The following is a 21565-nucleotide window of genomic DNA, read 5'->3' on the forward strand; positions in this document are numbered from 1 at the left end:
CTCCCGCCACCGGCGTCCGGCCACCCGTCCCGGCCGCCCGCCGGTGGCTCCGGAGTGAACCACCCGCGCCGCGGGGCCGTTGTCACTCGTCAAGGGGTGCCGGACGGTGGTCACCCCGTCACCGACCTCAAGAAGGGGAACGGGCTTGGACGAGGAATTCGACCTCAACACCTATGCGGGCCGGCGTGGCCACATGGAGGCGGCGATCGAGAGGGCGCTGGAGAGAAGACGAGACAACATCCCGTCCGCGGCACAGTATGAGCATGTGCTGGATTACTCACGAAATAGGCAACTGGCGGAGGCGCGTGACTCGGAAGCCGCGGATCTGGCGCGGTACGGAAGGCGCGTCGCGCAGACCGACGCTTTCGGTGCCGATCTGGAACTGGAATATGAGAACGGCACCATGGATCGGAACAATTCAGCGTATTCCGAAGGGCGCTACGCAACGCACTTCCAAAGAATGGAGGAAGCCGGATACGCCTATGCCGGGTCCATCAACCTTCACGAACAACGGATTGAGGGTCTGGTAACGAACGAACGACTCAGGCAGGAAAACCTTCGGGCCCAGTTGCAGCGCCCGCCCTCCCTCGGTGAGCGCTCGGGGCAAACCGCACGCGATCTCCTGCCCACCGTCAGCCAGAGGCGAGGCGCGTCCTACCAGGAGGACCAGCGATCTCGCGGCACCAAACACCGCAGACATCATCACGGCAACAAGCACTAGCGGCCAGGAGGCCGATATCCGGAGACCGCCTATTGTCCGGATCACCTGAGGGCCGGCCGGCGACGCATGGAGCCCAGGCATACGGACAGGGCGGCGGGACAGGCGAAACAAGTCTCCACCCAGCCGGACTCCCCGACACCCCGTCCGCGCGCACCGGCCCCCCGTATCGGGATCACCGATTCCGTGTCCTGCCGCCCTGCCATTCGTTGCAGAGTGCTGGAGGTGATTGCCGTATGAAGGGCGATCGGCACCCGAAGCCGGATGTCGAAGCGGCGCTACGGCGCGCGGAGAACGCCGGGCTCAAGGTCAAGCGAGACCAGAACGGTCACCGTTGGGGTTACGTGGTCTGCTGCCCATGTTCGGCCAGCACGAAAGTGTGGAGCACGCCCACCAGTCCAGGCACGGAGGGGAAGAAGGTCGATGAATTCACCCGTCGGCACAGCGGCTGTGCGTGAGTGGTCGTTCGTCATGTACCCGGAACAAGAGCCTACGCAGGAGCATTCCGACCGTTTCGACCATGAGGACGCTCTCGCCGGCGGTCAGGTCGGCTGGGAGCAGGATCAGCAAGGCACGCGTTTCCCCTGCGTAGTGCGGGCCGCCCAGCTGGAAGAGGCCGTGGCATGGGCCGTTGGGCGACTGGGTGAACTGGGGGTGCGGATCGCGCGGGTCGAGACAGCCGAAGGCGGGGAGATCCCTCTCCGGTAGTGGTCGGCGCGCTCCGGACTACGCCCCACCCGAACTCCCCTCCGGAGGCCGGTAGTCCGGGCACAGCGAGTGCCCGCACTCGCACGGCGGCCAGCGGTGGACGGCGTCCCCGGGGAGCAGGGGCTCCTCGGAACGCCGGCCGTCCGTGCGGACCACCAGGACGCCGTCCGTACCGAACCGCTCCGTCAGCCGCGCCAGTTGCCTGCGGGCGTTGCTCTGCGTCATTCCGTACCTCGCCTCAGTCGGTGGAGCACGTGCTCCAACAGCTCCCGGGTGACGGGGTCGTAGACACGCGGCACACCCTCGGGCACAAGCCGCCAGAAGCCTCCGGCATGGACGACGGCTTCAAGTTCCGCCGTACCGGAGTGGGTTGGGGCGGACTCTTCGAGTCCCTGTTCGCACATGGGGGAGGTGCGCCTTCCGTCATCGCGTCATTACCGTCTGTGCATCAAGAATCGGTCGTCACGCGTACGATCAGAAGCCGTTTGTCTCCCAACACGACTACGGGGATAAGGGGTTCGCCGATGGCGCCACGACCGCGCGAGCTTTCACCGGAACGCTCGGCCCGCGACCTGTTCGGCTCCGAGATGCGGCGCTACCGCGAGGCGGCGGGCATGAGCCTGGAAAGCCTGGCGATGGTGGTCCGATACTCGAAGAGCGCACTGGCCCGCTTCGAAACGGCCGAAACGATGATCCCGGAGGACCTGCCGGACCGCCTGGACGCGGCGTTCGGGGCGGGCGGGATCTTCAGGAAGCTGTACGCGCTGGCGCGGAAGGAGATCCACCCGGATCAGTACCAGCGGCGGATGGACCTTGAGGCGCGGGCTCTCGTCATTCAGGAGTACGCCAGCCAACTCGTACCGGGCATTGTCCAGACGGAGCCGTACGCCCGCGCGCTGTTCGAGATCCACAACCCGAAGGCCACGCGGGAGGAGATCGATGAGCTGGTCGCAGCGCGCATGGGCAGGCAGGCGCTGCTCATCACCGACCCGGCGCCGGATTTCTCCGCCATCCTGGACGAGGCGGTGCTGCTGCGTTCGTACGGCGGCCCCGCCGTCATGCGGGATCAACTGACCCGACTGATCGAGCTGACGCTCACGCCGACCAGCGTGGTCCAGGTTCTCCCGTTCGAGCACGGGGGACATGCCTTGGCCAACGGATCACTGACGTTGCTGACGCTCGAAAAGGGCACCCAAGTCGCGTACGAGGAGAGCATCGCCACGGGCACTCTGCTGGAGGAAAAGACACTCGTCAGGGCCCGGCAGCGCGCCTACGATCTGCTCAGGGCCAGTGCCCTGTCGCCGAAGAAGTCAGCGGCGTTCATCCGAGCAGTCATGGAGGCACTTCCGTCATGAGCAGCAGCCCGGCTTACGCTCAGTGGGTCAAGTCCACCTACAGCAACGGCAACGGCGGCGGCTGCCTCGAATGGGCCCCCACCCACATCCCCACCACCGGCACCGTCCCGGTCCGCGACTCCAAGGACCCGGCCGGCCCCGTCCTCGCCCTCACCCCCACCGCCTGGGCCGACTTCGTCGCGTACGCCGCCGGCGAAGGCACCCCGTAGCGCCCGCCCGTCATACATGGGCCCGCGCGCTCACCATCAGTGTGCCGAGCCTGTCGGGCACGGGAGCGGGTAGCACGTCCGCGGTGACGCCGGTGAAACCGTGCCTCTTGAGGACGTCCGCCCACATCTGGGGCGCGTACTGCCAGCGGAGCACGGTCAGTTCGCCGCTGCGGCCCTCCAGCCACTTACCGCGCATGGGCTGCGCCCCGTACGCGCCGGGGACCGGCTCCGCCTGGCTGAAGGCGAAGACACCACCAGGCGCGAGCCTCTTGGCGACCAACGGGAACAGACGTTCCGGATCGGTGAACCACACCGCGCCCCAGACGGAGTAGACGGCGTCATACGTGGCGGTGTTCGTCGCGAGGTGTTCGGTCGCGTCGGCGTGTACGAAGCTGAGGCGGGGCTCGTCCCTCCACCAGGTACTCGCGCGAGCCACCTGCACGGGTGAGAGGTCCACGCCGGTGACCTCGACGCCGTGACGGGCGAGGCAGACCGCTTCCTTGCCCTCCGCCGGTCCCAGATCCAGTGCGGTCGCCGGGCGGCCGAGCAGCTCATGGTCCGGGCCGTGGCCGGGATACTGCGTCCACTCGAAACGCCCGACCACGGGACGCGGCTGCTCCCCGGCCTCCCGGTGCGGCATGTAGGTGTCCCAGTACTCGGCGGGACTCTGTGGCGCACGGGGCACGGAACACCTCGGGTGGTCGGTGAGGCCTGGTCGAGCTGGTCACCGTACCCGCGCCGTCGTGCCGTCCGAGGGGGAACGAGCCAACGATGTCGGCGGTCGAACGCGTGAGTGCCCGAAGGCGCTCACGGCACCTTCGGGCACGATCTCTTGTAGCGGCTCAGTGGCAGTTCTCCCCAGGCCGGCACGGGCCGCATTTGCCGTAGTCGGCCTCCCACAGCTTCCAGTCGACGCCGAAGCCGTTGTCGGCCAGGATCTGCGCGGTCCGCTCGACGGATCCGTCGTACTTGAAGTCGATCTCAGGAATGTGTTCCAGGAACCGTCCGCCGAAGTTCCGGTGGCAGAACTCCCGGTAGTTGCGGGTGTCGAGGATGAAGACATGGACGGCGATGTCGACGGTGCGCCCGCAGCACATCTCCAGCCCCTGGCCCCACTTCTCCATGGCTGTGATCAGGTAGGAGACGGCAGCGTGGAAGAGCCGTGTCGCCATTACCTCGTCGAACGGGTAGTCCCTCATGAGGAGCTGGATCTCGCGGTCCCAGACCTCCGGTTTCACGTAGTCGCGGGGATCACGGAGCGTGGTCCTGACGGCAGTTGCCATGCTGGCCTCCGATGCGCCGGAACTCCGCCCGGTGGCGAAGTTCGCCCTCTCACAACACTGCCAACCGGCCTGTCACGGTGATCAGTTGGCGTCTCGCGCAAGCCGTTTGCAGAACGTGCACGCGCCGTGTACGACCCGCACCGGACCGGTTACGTTGAGCAGGCAGCCCTGCCGGAAAATGGCGAGTGGAGGCCCGGTGCGTGCCGAACAGTTGTGGGACTCGGGCGCGGTTCGCACGCTTGTCGCCGCTCAGGATCCGGGGGCTCTGATACGGCTGGGTCGCCTGGGTCACGGGTGGCGTCAGGCCGAACTGGGCAGCCGGATCGGGTGTTCCGCGTCGACCGTTTCACGACTGGAACAGCAAGGGCGACGCGCCGATCTGGATCTCGTCCGGCACGCCGCCCGAGAGGTGGGCATGCCGATCTATGTCCTAGCCGCGTCTCTCGGTCTTGTGGTGCCTCCGGCCACTAGAGTTGCGCCGGATTGGCCACGTTGTCCCGAGGAGGACCCGATGCGCCGCCGCTCACTGCTCGCCGCCGGCCTTGCCGGTCCCGCCGCGCTTCTCGTCGGCCTGGACGACGCTCTTGCCAGCATGCCCGACCCCACCGGTTCGCCGGTACCGTTCGACGGCCGTCTGGCCGTGGCCAGGGCGCACTTCGATGCCGGTCGCCACGACAAACTTCTGGCGGCCCTCCCCGGGCTTCTCGCTGACGCCCATCACACTGCGCGGACCCGCGAACCTCTGCCCCTCGCCCGCCTGTCGGCGACCTACAGCCTGGCCAGTCAAGTGCTCACTAAAATCGGCCGGTACGCGCAGTCCCGGCTGAGCGCGGACCGGGCCACCGTGTACGCAGACTGGTCGGGATCGCCGCTCGTCGCCGCAGCGGCGGCCCGCGAATTGAGCATCGTGCTCCGTCACCAGGACCAGCCCGTGTCGGCCCAGCGGCATATCCTCGATGCCGTCTCGAAGGTCGAAGAGACGGGCCTGCGGACCGACGCTCAGGCCGCCGCGTACGCACAGATGCTGTGCACGACCTCGTACACCGCGGCTCGTGCCGGCGACAGGGACCAGGCAACCGCCATGATCCATGCCGCCACCCTGGCGGCGCGCGCGCTGCCCCAGGAGGCCCCTGCCGGTCGTCTCTTCCCCATCACCCCGGCCGCAGTCGACCTCTACGCCGTCGGAGTCCATTGGGCTCTGGGGGACGCGGGAGCGGCACTCGAAGCAGGTCGCCGACTGCGGACCGAGCAGTTCCCTACCGCCGAACGCAAGGGCCGCATGCACACGGACCTCGCCCGTGCGTGGTGGCAGTGGGTGAAACCCGAGCAGACAGCGGCCGAGTTGCTGGCCGCTGTTCGCGTCTCTCAGGCGGAGGTCCGAGACCGCCCGGCGATCCGGAACATCGTCACTGATCTCCGTACACGCCACGCTCAGGTTCCCGGAGTACGGGCACTGGTCGCGGCCGTCGGCGTCAATACCTGACAGGGGCCGTACGTCGGCACCTGACCGTGCCCGGGAAGAGTGGGCCGCGCCTCCGGGGCTGAGGGGTCCCCCGAGGCGCGGCGGTCAGCGGCCCTGGTACGACACTCCGTCCGTGCGTAGCGGGCCGAGTACGGGCATCGCGCCCAGGACCTCGATCGGGATCACCGCTCCGGTGTCCGTGGCCTCCGGGCGGGTCAGGTGGATCGCCAGGTTCGCGATCTGCTGGGCGCGGTGGGCGCGGCCCTGGCGGGGGAGGTCCTGGGGGGTGCCGTAGGTGATGACGTTGACCGTGACGTCCGAGCCACGGCACTCGTGGACCAGGTGCCACGTCAGGCTCATCAGGTCGGCGTGCGGGGCGCCGTCCGCCAGGGCGGAGCCGCGGCCGAGGCCCCTGGTGGAGGCGATCAGGACGATCCGGCCGTGGCCGGCCTCGCGCATGCCGGGGAGCGTGCGGCCGATGATCGCGTTGGCGCGGGCCCGGGTGCCGGCCGCCGTCGCGAGGGAGGACTCCTCGCCCTGGCGGCCGTACCGGTCGGCGTCCACGACCAGGACGTCCACGACTCCGTGTCCCGTCTCGAACTCGGAGACGGCGGCGTCCAGCTGGAGCGCGTCGCTGACGTCGCACCGTACGTTGTACAGCTCGTCGGGCGGGGTCCCGCGCTCGTAGAGGAACCCGACCCAGTCGTCCTGCCGGGCGTACGCGGCGGCCACGCTCTCCGCGCTTCCGCTCGCCCCGCCGACGACCAGCACCGAACGGCTCACGTCTGCCACTCCCCCACTGTGCGTGACTTCGTGGTCGCGCAACGAGACCTGCGTTTCGGCGCTCGTCGGCCGGTACCAGGTCGTCCATCTGCGGGCGCGCCCCGGCCTCGGCAGCCGGTGGCCGGCGCCGACCGCCGCGTGCGCGCCGTGGCGCGCACCGGCGTGGGCCGGAGTGGTGTCGTACATGGGCTCATCGGATGCGGCACCCCTCAATGCGTCCACTCCAGCCTCTCGAAGACGTCCAGGACGGGTTGGTCGAAGCAGTCCGCCGGGCCGCGGCGGGCGCTCACGTCTGCGCGCCGAGGCAGGCGGCCTCGGCCGGGAGGAGTGTGGCCGACGCCGCCCAACTGCCTTGCTGCGCGACGATGTTGACCGGAGCGCCGCACTGCTTCGTCAGGATCTCGGCCAGCCGCGCGCAGTCGTCGTCCGGCGCGCCGGCCTCGGGGCCCACCTCGGGGCCCGCCTCGGCGGGGCCGGCCTGCGCGGGCACCGTCGCCATGGGCTCGGACGCGGGCGGTCCGTCCAGGATCGTGACGCTGACTCTTATGGCGACGGACTTGTCCTCGGGCCCGGTGGGCCGCTTCGTCACTCCGAGGTAGTAGCCGCTGACTCCGACGACACCCATGGCGTGCCGGGCGAGCTGGGCCGCGACCTCTTCGCAGGCCGCGATCTTCGCCTCGGGCCAGCCGAGTCCGGCCAGTTCCTTGCGGACGATGCGGCGCGCGACCTGGATCTGCTCCGGCACGGCCGGTAGTGAAACGTGCATGGCATCGGTTCTCCGTAGCCCCCCGCCTCGCACGCTCGATCAGCGTGTCGGCGGGGTCGGTTCCCGACCCTGGCGCGGCTGTCTGGGGGGTGCCGCGTAGGGGAACTCCGTGTTCCATCGTAGCCACGACCCGGACACTCTGCAACGTGACAGAGTCCTGATCGGCGGTATCGTGGTGGGCGCTGAACGGAGAGGAGAAGACCCTCCCCACCCGCGGACGCGAGGAGGGCCCGGTGAGTCAGCCACGGTCCGGCCCGACGGTCGCTCTGCGGTGTTTCGGCGCCGATCTGCGCCGCCGGCGCGAGGCCGCGGGCATGACGCTGCAAGGCGTCGCCGAGAAGATCAAGAAGGACCGGGCGACACCGGCGCGCTGGGAGAACGCGGAGACGGTGCCCAATCCGCGCATGGTCGCCGTCCTGCTCGATCTCTACGGAACGCCCACCGCCGAGCGGCCCGAGGTCCTGCGTGCGCTGGAGGAGGCGAAGAAGCCCGGGTGGTGGCACCCCTGGCGTGAGGTCGCCGAGGTCGGTGTCATCGATCTGGAGTCCGCGGCGACCGGCATCCGCTCGTACGCGCCGGGAGTGCTGCCGGACCTGCTCCAGACCACGGAGTACGCGGAGGCGCTGATGAGCCTGCGCAATCCGTACGAGGACCCCGCCGTACGGCGCCTCCGGCTGGAACTGCTGGAGGCCCGCAAGGCCCACACCATCAAGGGCAGACCGGGCGTCGCGAACAACGAGGACCGGGCCGGCCTGTGGGTGCTGCTGGAGGAGGCGACCCTGCGGCGCGAGGTGGGCGGACCCGGGGTGATGGCCCGTCAACTCGACTATCTTGAAACCCATATCGCCGATGTCGGATCGTCGGTGGCCATCCAGGTCATTCCGCCCGGCGTACCGCATCCGCTGGCCATCAGCCTCTGCGGCCATTTCGAGATTCTTCGCTTCAAGGAGTTCGGGATGGGCGAGAGGCTGATCCAGATCGGTCTCCACCCGGCCATGACGCTCATCACCGACGACTCCGAAGCAGTGGAGAACTACCGGGTGGCGGTGGATGTGACCAGCGGATACGCACCACCTCGCTTCACCCCTCTGCCCCTGTCGAGTAAGGACCTCGGATGAGCGACTCCGTACGCCCCGGAACCAATGTCATGCCGACCCTCCCCAACTCCGCGCGGATCTGGAACTACGCGCAGGGCGGCCAGGACAACTACCAGGTCGACCGGGAACTCGGCGATGTGATGCTGACCGAGTTCCCGGAGATCAAGACGGCCGCCATGGCGTCGCGCGCCTTCCAGGAACGGGTGGCGGACTACGTCGTCCGGCAGGGCGGGATCCGCCAGCTGCTGGACCTCGGCACGGGCATCCCGACGGCGAGTGCCACCCACGGCATGGCGCAGAAGGCGGCTCCCGAGTCGCGTGTCGTGTACGTCGACAACGACCCCGTCGTCCTCAACCACGCCAGTTCGCTGCGCAGTTCGCCCGAGGGAAAGATCCACTACCTCCAGCAGGACTTCCGTCTGGTGGACACGGTCCTTGAGGACGCGGCCCACACACTGAATCTGGACGAGCCGGTCGCCCTGCTCGTGCTCTCCACCCTCGGACACTTCAGGCCCGCCGAGGCGGCCGACCTGGTCGAGCAGTACACGAGCCGCCTCGCCCCCGGCTCCTATCTGGCGGTGTGCGACACGATCGAGACGCCCGGCGTGCTCAAGATGCAGGAGCACTACCTGGCGGCCGACCCCGAAGGGGCCTACCTCGCCCGTACGCCCGAGCAGATCGAGGCGTGCGCCCGGGGACTGACCCTGCTCCCGCCGGGCCTGCGCCCGCTGCCGGAACTTCTCGTCCCGGAAGGGCAGCCCGTTCCGGAAGGGGCCGCCGACTGTGTCCAGTGGGGGTTCGTGGCGGTCAAGCCGTAGCCGTACGGCTCGGTACGCGAAGGCCCAGCGGCCGTACGGAGCGAACAGTCGCCGTCCCCTCGCTCCGTACGGCCGGACAGTCACCCGCCGTGCGTACCGCGTGGGCGCAGCAGCACCGTCGCGACCAGCGCCGCGAACAGCATGATGCCCGTGGCCACCAGCAGTCCGACGCCGAAGCCGTGGACCGTACCGACGGTCACGGAGTCGGCGTCGGCTCCGTGGTCACGCAGATACGCCGCCGTCGCCGCCGTCGCGACCGTGTTGAACAGCGCCGTACCGACCGCGCCGCCCACCTGCTGACCGGCGTTGAACACGGCGGAGGCCGTCCCCATGTCCGCGTAGCCCACCTCCGCCGTCGCCAGGCTCGTCGCCGCCGTGAGGACGACGCCCAGGCCCAGGCCGATCAGCAGCTGCGCGGGCACCAGATACAGGGCGAGTACGTGCGCGCTGTCCGCCTCCAGGAAGGACAGGATCAGCAGCCCGGCGGCCATGGCGAGCAGACCCGGAACGATCAGGGTACGGACGCCCACACGGGACAGCAGCCGGCCCGCGATCAGCATCGAGCCGATCAGGGATCCGACGACCAGCACCATGATGGTGAGCCCGGCCTCGACGGGTGAGTAGCCGAGGACGGTCTGCGCGTAGTAGCTCAGGAACAGGAAGCAGCCGAAGAGCGCGGCCAGCATCAACGCGCAGACGAGGAACGCGGCGCCGCGCGCCCGGTGCCTCAACACCCTTGGTGGCAGCAGGGGTTGGCGTACGCGCGCCTCGACCGACACGAACATCACCAGCAGCGCGACGCTCGCGAAGAGCAGGACGAGCACCAACGGGTCGTCCCAGCCGCGCGATTCGGCCCGGCTCAGCCCGTGGACGAGCGCGGCGAGGCCGCTCACGCTGAGCAGCACCCCGGGGATGTCGAGCCCGCCCGACCGGTCTCCGGACCCGGCTTCACGGGGTACGTACGGCAGGCCGAGCAGCGCCACGGCCGCGATCGGCACATTGACCCACAGGCACCAGCGCCAGTCCAGGAACTCCGTGAGCACCCCGCCGGCCAGCAGCCCGACACCCGAACCGGCCGCGCCCATCGCGCCGTACACCCCGAACGCCTTCCCCCGCTCCTTCGGATCGGTGAAGGTCAGCGTCAGCAGCGACAGCGCGGCCGGGGCCATGGCCGCCGCGAAGACGCCTTGCAGCGCGCGGGCGCCGAAGAGGACGCCGGTGGTGTTCGCCGCGCCGCCGAGAGCGGAGGCGGCGGCGAATCCGATCAGACCGATGAGGAACGTACGGCGGTGGCCGACGAGCCCGCTGATCCGGCCGCCGAGCAGGAGCAGAGCGCCGAACGGCAGGACGTAGGCAATGATCGCCCACTGCCGGTCACCGTCCGACATGCCCAGCTCGCTCTGCATCGAGGGCAGCGCGATGTTCACGATCGTGCCGTCCAGCACGATCATGAGCTGGGCGAGGGCGATGACCATCAATGGCCACCAGCGCCGGCGATCCGGTGGGGCGTCCCGCTTCCGGCCGCTTCGGTCCAGCTGCTCTCCGTGCCCTCCTTGCCCTGCGTGGTCTCTGTGCTCACCGTGCTCTCTGCGTTCTCTGTGCTCTCTCTCGACTTGCTCGGACATGGCTCGGCCCTTCTCTAGAACGCTGTACCGGTACCGGTACGTTGTACTGGTCGAGCGCCATACTAGGCTCGCCGCGACACCGGTGATGAGGAGGTACGGGCCATCAAGGGGACGCGTAACGGCCAGAAAGGCCAGGTCACAGCTGGTGCGGGCGGTGCGAGAAGTGTGTGGCTGCGGGAGTCGCGGGCCGCACGCGAACAGCCCCCGCTGACCCGGGCGCGCATCGTGGACGAGGCGGTGGCCCTGCTGGACGAGGCGGGCATCGACGGTCTGACCATGCGCCGGCTGGCCGAGCGGATCGGCTCGGGCGTCACCACGCTGTACTGGCACGTCGACACCAAGGACGACGTCGTCGACCTCGCGCTCGACGCGATCCTCGGCGAACTCCCGCCCGCCGACGGGGGGGCCGGCCTCGAATGGCGCGCCGCCATCGTCGCGCTGCTGGTCGACTGGCGTACGACGATGCTCCGCCACCCCTGGTCGGCGGCGCTGCTCCAGCGCCCGACCCTGGGACCGAACCTGCTCGCCCGGATGGAGTTCCTCCAGGCCACCCTCGCCCGCGCGGGCTTCACCGGCGCACATCTGCACGCCGCGACGTGGACGCTCTACAACTACCTGATGGGCGCGACGGTGGCGCGGGCCAGCTTCGAGCTGTCGGAGGAGGACCGCGAGACGGCGCAGCGGCGGCTACGGGACCGGAGCGCGGAGTACCCGACGCTCAGCGCGAACCAGTACATGCTGGAGGACGACTGGGACGGCACGTTCGTGACGGGACTGGGATACGCGCTGGACGGGATCGCGGCGGCGGCGACCCGCGACGCGCCGTCGCCCGGCATCGCCTAATCTCGGCTTCGTGAACGCTACTTGGGACCCCACGGCGGCGGGCGTGCTGCGGCTGCCCTCCGGCCGGCTCGTACGCGGCCGGGGGCTTCGGCACCCACTCCCGGCCGGACCGGCGCCGGCCTTCGCGCTCTATCTGCTGGGCAAGGAACCGCCCGCCGTGGAGTGGGAGGCCCGCTGGGTGCGCTGGCCCGACTTCCGGCTGCCGACCGACCGGGCCGGCGCGGCGCAGTCGCTGCGCGAGGCACTGGCACGGGCCGGGGACGAACGGGTCGAGGTCGCCTGCGGCGGCGGACGGGGACGTACGGGTACGGCCCTGGCCTGCCTCGCCGTCCTGGACGGCGTGCCGAACGCCGAGGCCGTCGCCTACGTCCGCGAGCACTACTCCCGACACGCGGTCGAGACGCCCTGGCAGAAGCGCTACGTGTCGCGCTTCGCGTAGGCCAGGGTCGCCAGGTCGCCAGGTCGCCGGGTCGCCGGGTCGCCGGGTCGCCGGGCGTCAGCTCACCACCGCGCCCGACGCCAGCAGCAGATCCGGCAGCGTGCCCTCGAACTCCGTTATCAGGCGCAGCGCCAGCGCCCAGCCCTCCGGATCGCCCGCCAGATGTTCGGCCGCGAGCGCGGCGACCGCCCGGCGGGTCTCCCGGACCTCGTCGGTGGCGGGTGCGTCACCGGGAGCCAGCGCCCTGTTCAGAAAAGCCACGGTCGCCCGCGCCGGGAACCCGGTCCGCACCACGTCGGACAAGCTGATCTGACCGAGCGCGTGCGCCTTCTCCAGCCAGCCGCAGCGGCTGTTGCTGTCCACCGGCATCGGAAGCTTCGCCAGCATCTCGAACGCCGTGGGCGGCTGCGCCCCCCGCCGGGGCCGGTAGTGCGGGTGGGACAGCCGCAGGTCGGCCGGGGCCGACTCCGCGACGAGCGCGGCCGGGCAGCCGTCCAGTGCGGCCAGGCGGACGAGGAGGCGGTCGTGCAGGGGCTTCGCTTCGTGGGCCGCCGCCAGCTCCGCCCAGGGGACCGGCCCCGGGCCGACCTCCTCACCGAGGAGTTCGAGGGCCTTCTCCAGGTCGTCCTTCTCGGGGCCGGCCCCCTTGTCGGACAGGAAGTCCGCCCGCCCCGCCGGGCTCGTGGCGGCCTCGAACGCGGCACGCAGCAGGGCCGGTACGGCCGGCCGGGAGCCGGCGTCTCCGGAGTCCTCGTCTCCAGGGTCCGCGTCCCCGGGGTTCGCGTCTCCGGGGTCCGCGTCCAGCGCCGCGCGTCCCGCCGTCAGGGTCCCCGGCGACAGGGGGTGCCTGGGCTGGCGCTTACGGCCCGGGAAGTCCGTCTCGTCCAGCAACTCCCGTACCCCGGCGGGGCCGTGGCGCTCCCAGAGCCGTATCAGCATGTGCAGTTCCAGCGCGGGGGTGTGGATCTTCGCCCGTGGACTGCCCAGCAGAATGCGGCACAGCACCGGGTCGCCCGAGTCCGCGCAGGCCAGCAGCCAGGGGCGGCGCGCGCTCTCCCGCACCCCGTGGATCAGGGACTCCGTCAGCGGGAGCCGGTCGGCGGCGGGGGTGTCGGCGGAGACACCGTCCCGCCACTGCCGGCCGGACAGCACATGGCGGCGCTGGGCGGGGGTGAGATCGGTGTTCAGGAAGAGCGCGGCGTTGGTCTCGGGGTCGTTGTACTCGATCAGCTCCTCGATCACCTCCGGCCGGGTGTCCCAGCTCGACGCGATGCCCGCGAGGACGGACGGCCCCCGCAACTCGACTATGTGATCCCGCAGTTCGGGGGAGGGCCGGTGCCAGAGCAACAGCTGCTGGATGGCGCGCACGTCCATGTGCCCGCCGAGCGCGAGGCGTGTCGGGTGGTCCGCTGCGTCGTAGAGCCGCAACCAGGCCTGCCGGCCGTTCGGCAGTCTGCGGCTCGGGAATTCGGCTTTCTTCGGGTTGGGCCAGGTCTTCCCACGGTGCTTCGGCGTCTCGGCGAGTGCGGCGTCGATCAGCGCGGTGACGGTGCCGGAGAAGCGCGAAAGCAGCGCGTACACCGCTCGCCAGGGAGCGAAGTCCAAGCCCAGACGGGCCACTTGGGCGGCCAGGGCGGCTCGTACCTCTTCGTTGTCGTGCGGCAGTGCGCACAGCAGATTGCGGGCCGGAGCGATCTCCCTGAGGAGTCGGTCGACGGGGAGGGCGCCCGAGTCGATCCCGGAGCGCAGGAGTCGGGACAGGCCGTGCGTTTCGAGGTCGGCGGCACGGGGGCTCGCCACCATCGACCAGTGAACGGCGCCTCCGGGCCCCTTGCTGTTCCAGCTCCTCTCGAAGGCCGCGAGGGCCAGCTCCTCCGGACAGTCCGGGTGCGCCCACAGCGAGGTGAGACCCGTCTCGTAGAACGGCACGGCGCGGTGCTCCGCGACCAGTTCGTCCCAGTCCGGGGCGCCCAGGGTCCCCGGGAGCTGTATCGAGCCGCGGAAGCTGTTGTCCCTGAGGTCCTCGATCAGTTCCTTCGTCGTGCCCGGGTGGCGCTCCCATGTGCGCTGGATCTTCGGGGGGTTGCGGTTCGGAGGCATGAGCCTCGGGAGGTCGCCGTTCGCCTGGCCGGTGGCCGCGGTCCGCGCGTGCGCGACCAGTTCGGGGAAGGGCGCCAGCAGGGCCGGCTCCAGCATCTCCCGGCGCCGGGACGACAGCAGCTTCGCCGGCAGGCCGTCCTCCGCCCGCCAGCCTGGGTCGTCGGCCGTGGCCACCGCGCCCGCCCACACCGCAGCGCGCTGCGCGGGCGTACGGTCCCACTCCTTCTCCCCGTACAGACTCACGGCCAGCGCGGGATCGCCCAGCGCGGCCAGCCGGTCGAAGACCTCCCCGCGATACGCGGCGGACCGGACGAGCGGGGTGAACAGCTCCGGGTCCCGCGAGGCGAGCAACTCCTCCAGCAGCGACGGCGACAACGGGGCACGGCTGTCCAGCAGGCTGAGGGTCTCCTCCCGGATACGAGGGATCAGCGCACGGGTGAGGTCCTGGCCGGCGAGGGCGTAGACGGCGGATACGGCGGTGTGGTCGGCGATACGCATCAGGGTGGCTCGGGCTCTTTCGAAGTGACTGACGGGGAGGAGGAAGACCGGAAGACGACGGGGGGGACGAGACGGTACGGGCCGGGGCCCGCGTCACGAAGAGGCGGCGAGCTGCTTCATCCGGGCCAGCGCGCCCACCCAGTAGCTCTGCCGGGCCGGCGTCTGACCGACGAGATAGGTGGCGCGCAGCTTCGGCGGCAGCAGGCGCAGCACCCGGGCCACCACCTCGGGGTGCCGTTTGAGCTGGGACAGTTCGGCGTTGGCCAGCACCCGGTGCACCACGTCCGTGTCGTTGGTCCCCTCGGAGGAGATCTCCGACGCGACGGCCAGACGCTTCTCCCACAGATCGACGTCCCGCACCAACTCCTTGAAGCCGAGCGCCACTTCCTGCCCCATGCCGTCCAGCCTGGCTTCGAGCGCGGTCAGCGGCACCGGTGCGAACTCGCCGTCCCCGAGATAGATCAGGCCGGACATCAGCGGCTGCCCGGCCAGCCGGAGTTTGATCAGGCGCTCCAGCGTCCGCTTGGTGATCCAGTCGCGGGCCTCGTCGTCGATGTCGTTCTTCCACCATTCGAGGACGGTCTCCGCGACCTCGCCGTACGCGGCGATGAGCCATTCGTTCGCCGGGATGTCCTCGGGCCGCACCTCGTAACTGACCGTGAAGCGGCTGGCCTGCGCCACGTTGTTCCGGCTGACCTGGAGCTTTCTGCCCAGGTGGTACGGAGGATTCTGGAGGGCTATCTGGGCGCGCAGGCCCTCCACCGGGCGTCCGGCCAGCGACCACTCCTGGGTGATCTCCATCAGCTTGGCGAACGCGGCCTTGTCCTTGGGCCGGTTGTACTCGTCCCAGACGATCACCTTCTCCCCCGGCCCCGAGAGCGCCCGGGTCAACAGGGTGTCCAGCCGTCCGTCGGGCGTGGGCACCGGCACGCACAGATCCTCGACGTTGGTCACCGGGAGCGAGAAGTAGACCGGCTCCGCGCCGAGTTCCTCCCGGACGACGCTCTTGGTGATCTCCGTCTTCCCACAGCCGGGCGGCCCTTGCAGGAGCACCGCCCAGTTCTCGCGCAGCGCGGTGCGCAGGATACGGCGTACGGGGTCGGCCACGGTCCGCGGATTGGCCACGCCCACGGCGCCCGCGACGGCGTCCAGGACCTCGGCCGTACGGTCGGCGCCCTCCGCGCCGTCCTTCCGCTGGTCGCGCAGCGCCAGCCGCACCCCGCCCACCAGCGGCAGCCCCCAGCTCAGCGGCAGTCCGGCGCGCGCGCAGTCCAGCACATGCTCCAGTGTGCGCGGGGAGAGCAGGGCACGGAGCCGGGGTGGCAGAGCGGCCCAGATCCGGAAGACCTCGGCGAGGTCCCAGTCGGCGTACCGCGCGGCGAGGGTGTGGCGCCAGGCCGTGTCGTTCGCGGTGAGGCGCAGGGTGACCATGCGGTCGAGCACGGCGAGGTCGCTGCGGGCGGAGCCGGTCTCGGTCAGGGACTCGTTGTCGGAGAGGAAGACACCGACGCAGCCCAGCGCGCGCAGGTCGTGTTCGCCGAGGGTCCAGTTGCAGGCGATCTGCATGAGCTGGGACTGGATCGTCTGGCCGGCCTGCAACGAGTCGTCGATGAGCAGCACGAAGGGCTCGCCGGGGTCGAGTTGGCTCATGATCAGTTGGGTGAGGACCAGCTCACCCGTCCCGCCGTCCCGGACGGGTGCGTTCATCAGGAGGTCGTCGGGCGTGAGGTTGGCCGCCGGGACGAGGACGACGCGGGTGCCGGGGTGGGCGGCCGGTACATGGCTGAGGAAGGTGGACGTCTTGCCGATGCCGTGCTCGCCGAAGACCTGGCCGGTCTGCCCCATGGCGATCATGGCGTCGATGAACTCGGCCAGGCGCCCGCCCGGTTGACGGCCGGCCGGCCGCTCCGGATAGGTGGCCGTGACGGGCCAGGGGGTGTCGTGGGCGGTGTCGGTCTTGGTCACGGTGATGGGATCCAGTCCTCGTGCGTACGTGCGCCGGGATGCGCGATGCGTGCGGGGTGGCCGGGCGCGCGCAGGCGCGCACCGACGTAAGGAATGGAGAGACCGCGCGGTCGGTGGTCGGCGGTCGGTGGTCAGGGGTCGGCGGTGGCGGTCGGCGGTGGCGGGACGCGGCCTGCGGTCGGCGGTCGGCGGTCGCCGGTTGTGGTACACGGTCACGGTCGCCGGTCGTGGGATGCGGTCACGGTCGCCGGTCGTGGGATGCGGTCAGCGGTCGGCGTCGTCAGCCGTGGGCAGCCGTCGCAGGTCGTCGGCCGACATCAGCTGTCACCTGTTGTGACGCGGTGGCAGGCCATGGGCGGGCTGTGGCGGTCCGGCCAGTCGTCGCCGCCGTTGGTTATCAGCCATATCCAGTTCTCCGGCCGGGCGGGGGTCACACGCGGCGCGTGACCGTCGGTGACCATGATCACCGCGTCCGGCTCCACCTCGCACCGCTTCCCGCCGACCTCCCCGCGCCCCTCCACGTACGCGACGACCTTGCCGAAGTCCGTGCCCCCGCCGCCCAGTACCCGCTCCCCCGCGACGAACGGCATGACCTCGCCGTCGAAGCTCAGCCAGTGGGTCTCGACGCCGTCGGTGCGGCCGATCAGGGTCATCAGCCAGTCGATCACCCGCTGGGGCATGGAGCCCGAGGTGTCGATGGCGACGACCACGACCTTCGTCCGCTCCCTGCCGCGCCGGGACAGCATCGGGTCGTGCCCGAGCGCGAGGAGCACCGCGCCGTGCTTCCTGGGATAGATGAGCCGTTCGCCGTCGCGGAGTTTGGAGGCGAGCGTGTCCGTCAGCCAGCGCTTCCACCACTCCACGCGACGGGTGGGCTCGGTCCGGCCGCGCAGCGCGCCGAGCCCGAGGCGGCCCCACAACCTGCCGACCCGGTCGCCGCCGCCCTCGGAACGGTCCGCGAGGTGCAGGATCTCGTCGCGGGCGATGCCCTCGCCGCGCAGGGCGGCCCGCAGCACATCCGCGAGGACGCCCTCCACGACCTGGCCCACGGTCTCGTCGTCCAGAGGGATCCCGCCGATGAGCAGATGCGGGCAGACGGCAGCCCCGAAACCGGCGGGCACGGGCGGGTCGCTCATGCGCTTCAGCTCGCCGTACACACTCATGTCCGTCTCGACGAAATGCCCGTACGACAGCGGCTCCAGGCCCTGCGCCCGCAGATCCGTCTCGTACCGGGCATGGACCTCGTGCGGGTCGATCCCCACCGGCTCGCGCACGTCCTCCATCAGACGGGTGGGCAGCTTGGCGCGCAGCCGCCGCATCACCACATGGTTGATGGAGACCTCGGCGGCCAGCGTGAACACGGGGTCCGCGCGCAGCTCCGCGTCCACGTACAGATGCCGGTGGATGAGATGGCGCGCCTCGTGGAAGAGCACGAAGCGCACCCCGTCCGCGCCGATGGCCACGAAGAACTCGGGGTTGTACAGAAGGACGCAACTGCCGTCGCCGGTCGCGACCACCGCCGCCGTCTCCACGGCCAGGGTGGGGATCTGCTGATGGCATTTGGTGTACAGCCAGGAGGCGATCGCGCTCTCGCGCACGCCGAAGTCGAGCATCGCGGCTTCCTTGAGGAGCCGGCCCTTCTCGGTGACGACGGGGTCGGGCGGATCGTCCAACAGCCGTCGCCAGTCCCGCAGTTCGACGGCGCCGGTGAGGGTGTTCGTGGGCGCTTCGGTCATGGGAAAAACCCTAGCGGCGAGGTCTGACATCCCGTCGGCGTCACCCGGCCCTGTGGATAACTTCGCCGACGCCGACGGTGCCGACACCCACACGGACACCGGCGGTCCCGGTCCCGCGGGCGTCAGGCCGGCCACTCCCACGACATGCCGTGTATCCCCGCCGGGCATTTCGGCGGCAGCATGTGCGCCGAGTTCGAGACGTCCAGAGCGATCTGCCGGCTCCTGGTCATCTCCGCGCCGATCCGTTCCCGGTAGTAGCGATGGCAGCTCACCGGCAGCGCGCCCGGGTCGAAGTAGACGTGCAGCAGATACTCCCGCAGGCTCACCCGCGTACGGCGCTCGTGATACGTCGAGGCCTCGCGGCTCGGCGTGAGCGAGATGGTGTAGTCGGCCACCACCGTCTCGTTCTTGGCCAGTTCACCACCGAACAGGATCTCCGTCACGATGCTCCGCCGCTCCGGCAGGAACTCCACGCGGCCGAGCTTGCCGCAGCGTACGGTGACGTCCACCGACGCCGTCGCCGGATCGTCGATGACATGCACGGCGGTCATCCGGCTCGCGCCGTCGCGCGTGGCGCGCAGCACCTGGTTCACGGACATCTGCCGTATGCAGCGCTCCGCGTCGAGGTGGATCGTCTCGTGGATGACGAGGGAGGTGACGTCCTCGTTGAAGCGCGCGAAGTCCGCGCCGAGGGCCTGCTCCACGTCCGAGTTCTCGCCGAAGACGCGGTGCGAGGCGGACAGGTCGAGCAGTTCGGACGTCGTACGGCCGCGCGGCCGACCGGGTCGCAGGAGAGAGCGCAGAGCGCCTTCGGGCAGGGCGAGTATGTCCTCCAGCGCGTCCACGGCCCGTAGGGACTGCGCACGCTCGGGCTGGCTGCGCCCGCGCTGCCAGTAGCTGAGGGTGGCGAGGCTGACCCCGATGCCCTGGGCTTCGAGCCGGTCGCGTACGCGCTCCAGGGAGAGTCCGCGGCGGCGCAGGGCGTCACGGAAGACGTCCGCGAACGTCACTTCCGCGTCCCCGGCGACGGTCACGTCCATGGCTCGCTCCCTCCCAATGATTCCTCGCCCGAATCCGCGCCCATGCCCGAACTGCGGTTCGAGCCCACGCCCGAGCCCGATGGTAAGCGGACGACGAAAGCCGCCCACCGGGAAGGGTGGGCGGCTCCGCCGCGGCTCTCCGGGGGCATCGGAGAGCGGGATGGTGGCTCAGTTGGTGTTGAGCGTCAGCTTGTAGTGCGAGAGCGCGTCGGTGAGCGGCTGGAAGTACGACGAGCCACGGGTGTTCACGCCGGTGCAGTTCTGCCCGATCGGGCCGCCGGAGGTCATGCCCTGCGCCTGGTTGCCCGAGATGTACGCGCCGCCGCTGTCGCCGCCCTCCGTGCAGACGGTGGAGCTGCCGAGGCCGGTGACGACCGTGTCGGGACCGCCGTTGGCGTCCGTGTACGTGACGGTGACGTTGTACGAGCCGACCGTGCCGCAGGTCCAGCCGGTGGTCTGGCCGGACTTGCACATCGCCGAACCCTGCGACGCGCGCGTGCTGCCCCGGACCGCGACATTCCCGGCCTGGCCGTACGTGGTGACCTGCGTGCCTATCGAGTCCTCGGCGTCGACCGCCGCTATGCCCATGTCCACGCTGCGCGTGCCGACGGCGAAGCGCGAGTTCGTGCCCTTGGCGAACTTGACGTTGTTGTACGCGAGGTCCGGCAGGTCCTCGATGCAGTGCCCGGCGGTCACCAGGTACTGCTTGCCCGCCGCGTCACGCGCGCCGAAACCGACCGAGCAGATGTAGCCGTTGAACGTCATCCGGCTGCCCGGGGGCACCACGGCCTGGGTCTCCAGACGCTCCTGGCCACGGATGACGCGTACGGCGTCACCGTGCTTGCCCGCGGCCTTGATGAACGAACGGGCGGCGGTGCCGCTGTCGCTGCTCACCTCCACCGTGACGGTGTCGGAGGCGAGGTCGACCGACCACGAGGAGACGCCGACCGGCACCTGCTTGACGGCCTTGGCGTCCAGCTCGCTCTTTATTCGGTCCAGCGCGGACTTGCCGTGCTCCGGTACGCGGGCGGTGAGGCCGGCGTCCGCGAGCCGAGCGGCGGATCTCGCGTCCGGCGCGTTCACGGTGAGCGTGCCCGCCTTGGTGAAGAAGGCGCCGTCGGTCTTGATGCCCTGCTTGTTCACGGCGGCCAACTCACGCTGCTGCGCGGCTTCGTGGTCGAGCCGGTCGACAGCCGCCTGCTCGCTGCCGCCGAGCGTCTTGGCGAGCGCCGCGACCATCTCGGGCTGATACCGGGGCGCCTGTCCCGTGGCACCGGACGGGTCGGCGGCCTGCGCGCCGGTCACGGCGGAGGCCGAGAGCAGGACGCCGGTGACGGCGGCGACGAGATATTTCCGGGAGACCTGCACGGTGCTTCCTCTCGTTATCGGAGCAGCGCCGAACAGCGCGCGTCGAACCCCCGGGGGAAGGGGGCGGGCCGACGCGTGCGTTCCTGGGTGGGCGCTCATCCGGCGACGTGGATGGGGGGTGTGTGGGGCGTCGCGGGATGAACTCTCGCCGAACGCTCCCTTTCCGGACAAGGCCTGGCCGGGGAGGGATTTTCAACAGAGTTGCGGATAACTGTTGAGAGGAAGTGGCAGGGGCAGGGGCAGGGGCGGGGGTGCCGGCCGTTCACTCGCTCACTCGAAGGCCTGGGCCACGGCGAGGCTGTCCTCGTACACGTGGTTACGGACGATGAGACCGTTCCCGACCGTGAGGTGCAGTGCGAACCGCGCCCGGTACGCGCGCCCGGTGGACCGGGCCGTCTGCCGGATCTCACCCGTCACGACGGCGTCGTTCCCGTCGACCAGGATCCGCTCGATCTCGGTGCCGACCTCCTCGGGCACATGGTGCTCCCGGAGTTCGCGGTAGTTGGCCGCCGCGTCGGCGCGGCTGGTCCGGTGCCTGATCCACGGCGTGGCGGCCCGGCCGTGCTCGGCCTCGGGCCAGTCCAGCTGCCAGTCGACCTCGTCGGCGTACAGCTCGGCGATACGGTCCGGGTCCCCCGCGCCGATCCTGCTCAGCAGTTCCTGGACCACCTGGCGTGTCTGCGTACTCGCGTCTGCCGACATGACTCGTCCGCTCCCCTTGTCCCTGCTCGCGCCGCGTCCCGTCGACGCGG

At 70.3% G+C, this 21565-nt stretch carries 20 protein-coding genes; 8 read left to right on the plus strand and 12 right to left on the minus strand.

Annotation, left to right across the window (positions count from 1 at the left end):
* Nucleotides 1-145 precede the first annotated feature (145 nt).
* Nucleotides 146-721, plus strand: a complete 576-nt coding sequence (locus ACFYNU_RS35300; RefSeq protein ID WP_356595224.1) for a hypothetical protein — start codon at nt 146-148, stop codon at nt 719-721.
* A 723-nt stretch (nt 722-1444) separates the two neighbouring features.
* Here the strand turns inward: ACFYNU_RS35300 and ACFYNU_RS35305 are convergent.
* Nucleotides 1445-1651 (minus strand): hypothetical protein, encoded by a 207-nt coding sequence (locus ACFYNU_RS35305; protein WP_356595222.1) that lies wholly within the window; start codon nt 1649-1651, stop codon nt 1445-1447.
* A gap of 299 nt (nt 1652-1950) precedes the next feature.
* Here ACFYNU_RS35305 and ACFYNU_RS35310 point away from each other — a divergent pair, with 299 nt between their 5' ends.
* Entirely contained in the window at nt 1951-2781 is an 831-nt protein-coding gene (locus ACFYNU_RS35310) for a helix-turn-helix transcriptional regulator (RefSeq protein WP_356595307.1), read from the plus strand.
* Nucleotides 2778-2990: a DUF397 domain-containing protein gene (locus ACFYNU_RS35315; protein ID WP_356595220.1), complete on the plus strand. Its 213-nt coding sequence runs from the start codon at nt 2778-2780 to the stop codon at nt 2988-2990. The genes ACFYNU_RS35310 and ACFYNU_RS35315 overlap by 4 nt, the downstream gene beginning before the upstream one ends.
* A gap of 10 nt (nt 2991-3000) precedes the next feature.
* On the opposite strand, the gene ACFYNU_RS35320 is transcribed toward ACFYNU_RS35315, so the two are convergent.
* Both ACFYNU_RS35320 and ACFYNU_RS35325 read right to left on the minus strand, forming a co-directional pair.
* Nucleotides 3001-3675, minus strand: coding sequence for a class I SAM-dependent methyltransferase (locus ACFYNU_RS35320; RefSeq protein WP_356595218.1), 675 nt, complete (start codon nt 3673-3675; stop codon nt 3001-3003).
* 157 nt (nt 3676-3832) lie between these two features.
* Complete coding sequence (locus tag ACFYNU_RS35325; protein ID WP_356595216.1) at nt 3833-4273, minus strand: hypothetical protein; 441 nt, start codon at nt 4271-4273, stop codon at nt 3833-3835.
* 196 nt (nt 4274-4469) lie between these two features.
* Between ACFYNU_RS35325 and ACFYNU_RS35330 the strand changes: the two genes are divergently transcribed.
* Entirely contained in the window at nt 4470-5756 is a 1287-nt protein-coding gene (locus tag ACFYNU_RS35330) for a helix-turn-helix transcriptional regulator (protein ID WP_356595214.1), read from the plus strand.
* A gap of 84 nt (nt 5757-5840) precedes the next feature.
* Here the strand turns inward: ACFYNU_RS35330 and ACFYNU_RS35335 are convergent, their stop codons facing one another.
* Both ACFYNU_RS35335 and ACFYNU_RS35340 read right to left on the minus strand, forming a co-directional pair.
* A complete protein-coding gene (locus tag ACFYNU_RS35335; protein WP_356595212.1) occupies nt 5841-6704 on the minus strand; it encodes an SDR family NAD(P)-dependent oxidoreductase in 864 nt (287 codons plus the stop codon).
* A gap of 100 nt (nt 6705-6804) precedes the next feature.
* Nucleotides 6805-7284 (minus strand): hypothetical protein, encoded by a 480-nt coding sequence (locus ACFYNU_RS35340; protein ID WP_356595210.1) that lies wholly within the window; start codon nt 7282-7284, stop codon nt 6805-6807.
* A 233-nt stretch (nt 7285-7517) separates the two neighbouring features.
* Here ACFYNU_RS35340 and ACFYNU_RS35345 point away from each other — a divergent pair, with 233 nt between their 5' ends.
* Nucleotides 7518-8402, plus strand: coding sequence for a helix-turn-helix transcriptional regulator (locus tag ACFYNU_RS35345; protein ID WP_356595208.1), 885 nt, complete (start codon nt 7518-7520; stop codon nt 8400-8402).
* Nucleotides 8399-9199: an SAM-dependent methyltransferase gene (locus ACFYNU_RS35350; RefSeq protein ID WP_356595206.1), complete on the plus strand. Its 801-nt coding sequence runs from the start codon at nt 8399-8401 to the stop codon at nt 9197-9199. Before ACFYNU_RS35345 ends, ACFYNU_RS35350 begins: the two co-directional genes overlap by 4 nt.
* Before the next feature lie 80 nt (nt 9200-9279).
* On the opposite strand, the gene ACFYNU_RS35355 is transcribed toward ACFYNU_RS35350, so the two are convergent.
* Complete coding sequence (locus ACFYNU_RS35355) at nt 9280-10674, minus strand: MFS transporter (protein WP_356595204.1); 1395 nt, start codon at nt 10672-10674, stop codon at nt 9280-9282.
* A gap of 315 nt (nt 10675-10989) precedes the next feature.
* Here ACFYNU_RS35355 and ACFYNU_RS35360 point away from each other — a divergent pair, with 315 nt between their 5' ends.
* Both ACFYNU_RS35360 and ACFYNU_RS35365 read left to right on the plus strand, forming a co-directional pair.
* Nucleotides 10990-11667 (plus strand): TetR/AcrR family transcriptional regulator C-terminal domain-containing protein, encoded by a 678-nt coding sequence (locus tag ACFYNU_RS35360; protein WP_356595202.1) that lies wholly within the window; start codon nt 10990-10992, stop codon nt 11665-11667.
* Between the two features lie 10 nt (nt 11668-11677).
* Nucleotides 11678-12106: a protein-tyrosine phosphatase family protein gene (locus tag ACFYNU_RS35365; RefSeq protein WP_356595200.1), complete on the plus strand. Its 429-nt coding sequence runs from the start codon at nt 11678-11680 to the stop codon at nt 12104-12106.
* Nucleotides 12107-12163: 57 nt separating this feature from the next.
* Here the strand turns inward: ACFYNU_RS35365 and ACFYNU_RS35370 are convergent, their stop codons facing one another.
* The 6 genes from ACFYNU_RS35370 to ACFYNU_RS35395 form a co-directional block, all read right to left on the minus strand.
* Nucleotides 12164-14704 carry a hypothetical protein gene (locus ACFYNU_RS35370; RefSeq protein ID WP_356595198.1) on the minus strand — a complete coding sequence of 847 codons (2541 nt, stop codon included), beginning with the start codon at nt 14702-14704 and terminating at the stop codon, nt 12164-12166.
* Nucleotides 14705-14797: 93 nt separating this feature from the next.
* Nucleotides 14798-16669 (minus strand): AAA family ATPase, encoded by a 1872-nt coding sequence (locus tag ACFYNU_RS35375; protein WP_388768425.1) that lies wholly within the window; start codon nt 16667-16669, stop codon nt 14798-14800.
* 317 nt (nt 16670-16986) lie between these two features.
* Nucleotides 16987-18405, minus strand: coding sequence for a hypothetical protein (locus ACFYNU_RS35380; protein ID WP_356595196.1), 1419 nt, complete (start codon nt 18403-18405; stop codon nt 16987-16989).
* A gap of 122 nt (nt 18406-18527) precedes the next feature.
* Complete coding sequence (locus ACFYNU_RS35385; RefSeq protein ID WP_356595194.1) at nt 18528-19445, minus strand: helix-turn-helix transcriptional regulator; 918 nt, start codon at nt 19443-19445, stop codon at nt 18528-18530.
* Between the two features lie 168 nt (nt 19446-19613).
* Entirely contained in the window at nt 19614-20813 is a 1200-nt protein-coding gene (locus ACFYNU_RS35390; RefSeq protein ID WP_356595192.1) for a S1 family peptidase, read from the minus strand.
* A gap of 270 nt (nt 20814-21083) precedes the next feature.
* The gene (locus ACFYNU_RS35395; RefSeq protein WP_356595190.1) at nt 21084-21515 is read right to left on the minus strand and encodes a nuclear transport factor 2 family protein; all 432 of its coding nucleotides are present in this window, start codon (nt 21513-21515) and stop codon (nt 21084-21086) included.
* Nucleotides 21516-21565 lie beyond the last annotated feature (50 nt).

The organism is Streptomyces sp. NPDC006643 (assembly GCF_042870175.1).
GTDB lineage: Bacteria > Actinomycetota > Actinomycetes > Streptomycetales > Streptomycetaceae > Streptomyces.

What these genes read in the sequence shown, in the direction of transcription:
- ACFYNU_RS35315 (WP_356595220.1), top strand. Translation starts at nt 2,778, where the DNA reads ATGAGCAGCAGCCCGGCTTACGCTCAGTGGGTCAAGTCCACCTACAGC.
- ACFYNU_RS35310 (WP_356595307.1), top strand. Translation starts at nt 1,951, where the DNA reads ATGGCGCCACGACCGCGCGAGCTTTCACCGGAACGCTCGGCCCGCGAC.
- ACFYNU_RS35325 (WP_356595216.1), bottom strand. Translation starts at nt 4,273, where the DNA reads ATGGCAACTGCCGTCAGGACCACGCTCCGTGATCCCCGCGACTACGTG.
- ACFYNU_RS35370 (WP_356595198.1), bottom strand. Translation starts at nt 14,704, where the DNA reads ATGCGTATCGCCGACCACACCGCCGTATCCGCCGTCTACGCCCTCGCC.
- ACFYNU_RS35335 (WP_356595212.1), bottom strand. Translation starts at nt 6,704, where the DNA reads ATGTACGACACCACTCCGGCCCACGCCGGTGCGCGCCACGGCGCGCAC.
- ACFYNU_RS35340 (WP_356595210.1), bottom strand. Translation starts at nt 7,284, where the DNA reads ATGCACGTTTCACTACCGGCCGTGCCGGAGCAGATCCAGGTCGCGCGC.
- ACFYNU_RS35305 (WP_356595222.1), bottom strand. Translation starts at nt 1,651, where the DNA reads ATGACGCAGAGCAACGCCCGCAGGCAACTGGCGCGGCTGACGGAGCGG.
- ACFYNU_RS35350 (WP_356595206.1), top strand. Translation starts at nt 8,399, where the DNA reads ATGAGCGACTCCGTACGCCCCGGAACCAATGTCATGCCGACCCTCCCC.
- ACFYNU_RS35355 (WP_356595204.1), bottom strand. Translation starts at nt 10,674, where the DNA reads ATGGTCATCGCCCTCGCCCAGCTCATGATCGTGCTGGACGGCACGATC.
- ACFYNU_RS35395 (WP_356595190.1), bottom strand. Translation starts at nt 21,515, where the DNA reads ATGTCGGCAGACGCGAGTACGCAGACACGCCAGGTGGTCCAGGAACTG.
- ACFYNU_RS35385 (WP_356595194.1), bottom strand. Translation starts at nt 19,445, where the DNA reads ATGGACGTGACCGTCGCCGGGGACGCGGAAGTGACGTTCGCGGACGTC.
- ACFYNU_RS35380 (WP_356595196.1), bottom strand. Translation starts at nt 18,405, where the DNA reads ATGACCGAAGCGCCCACGAACACCCTCACCGGCGCCGTCGAACTGCGG.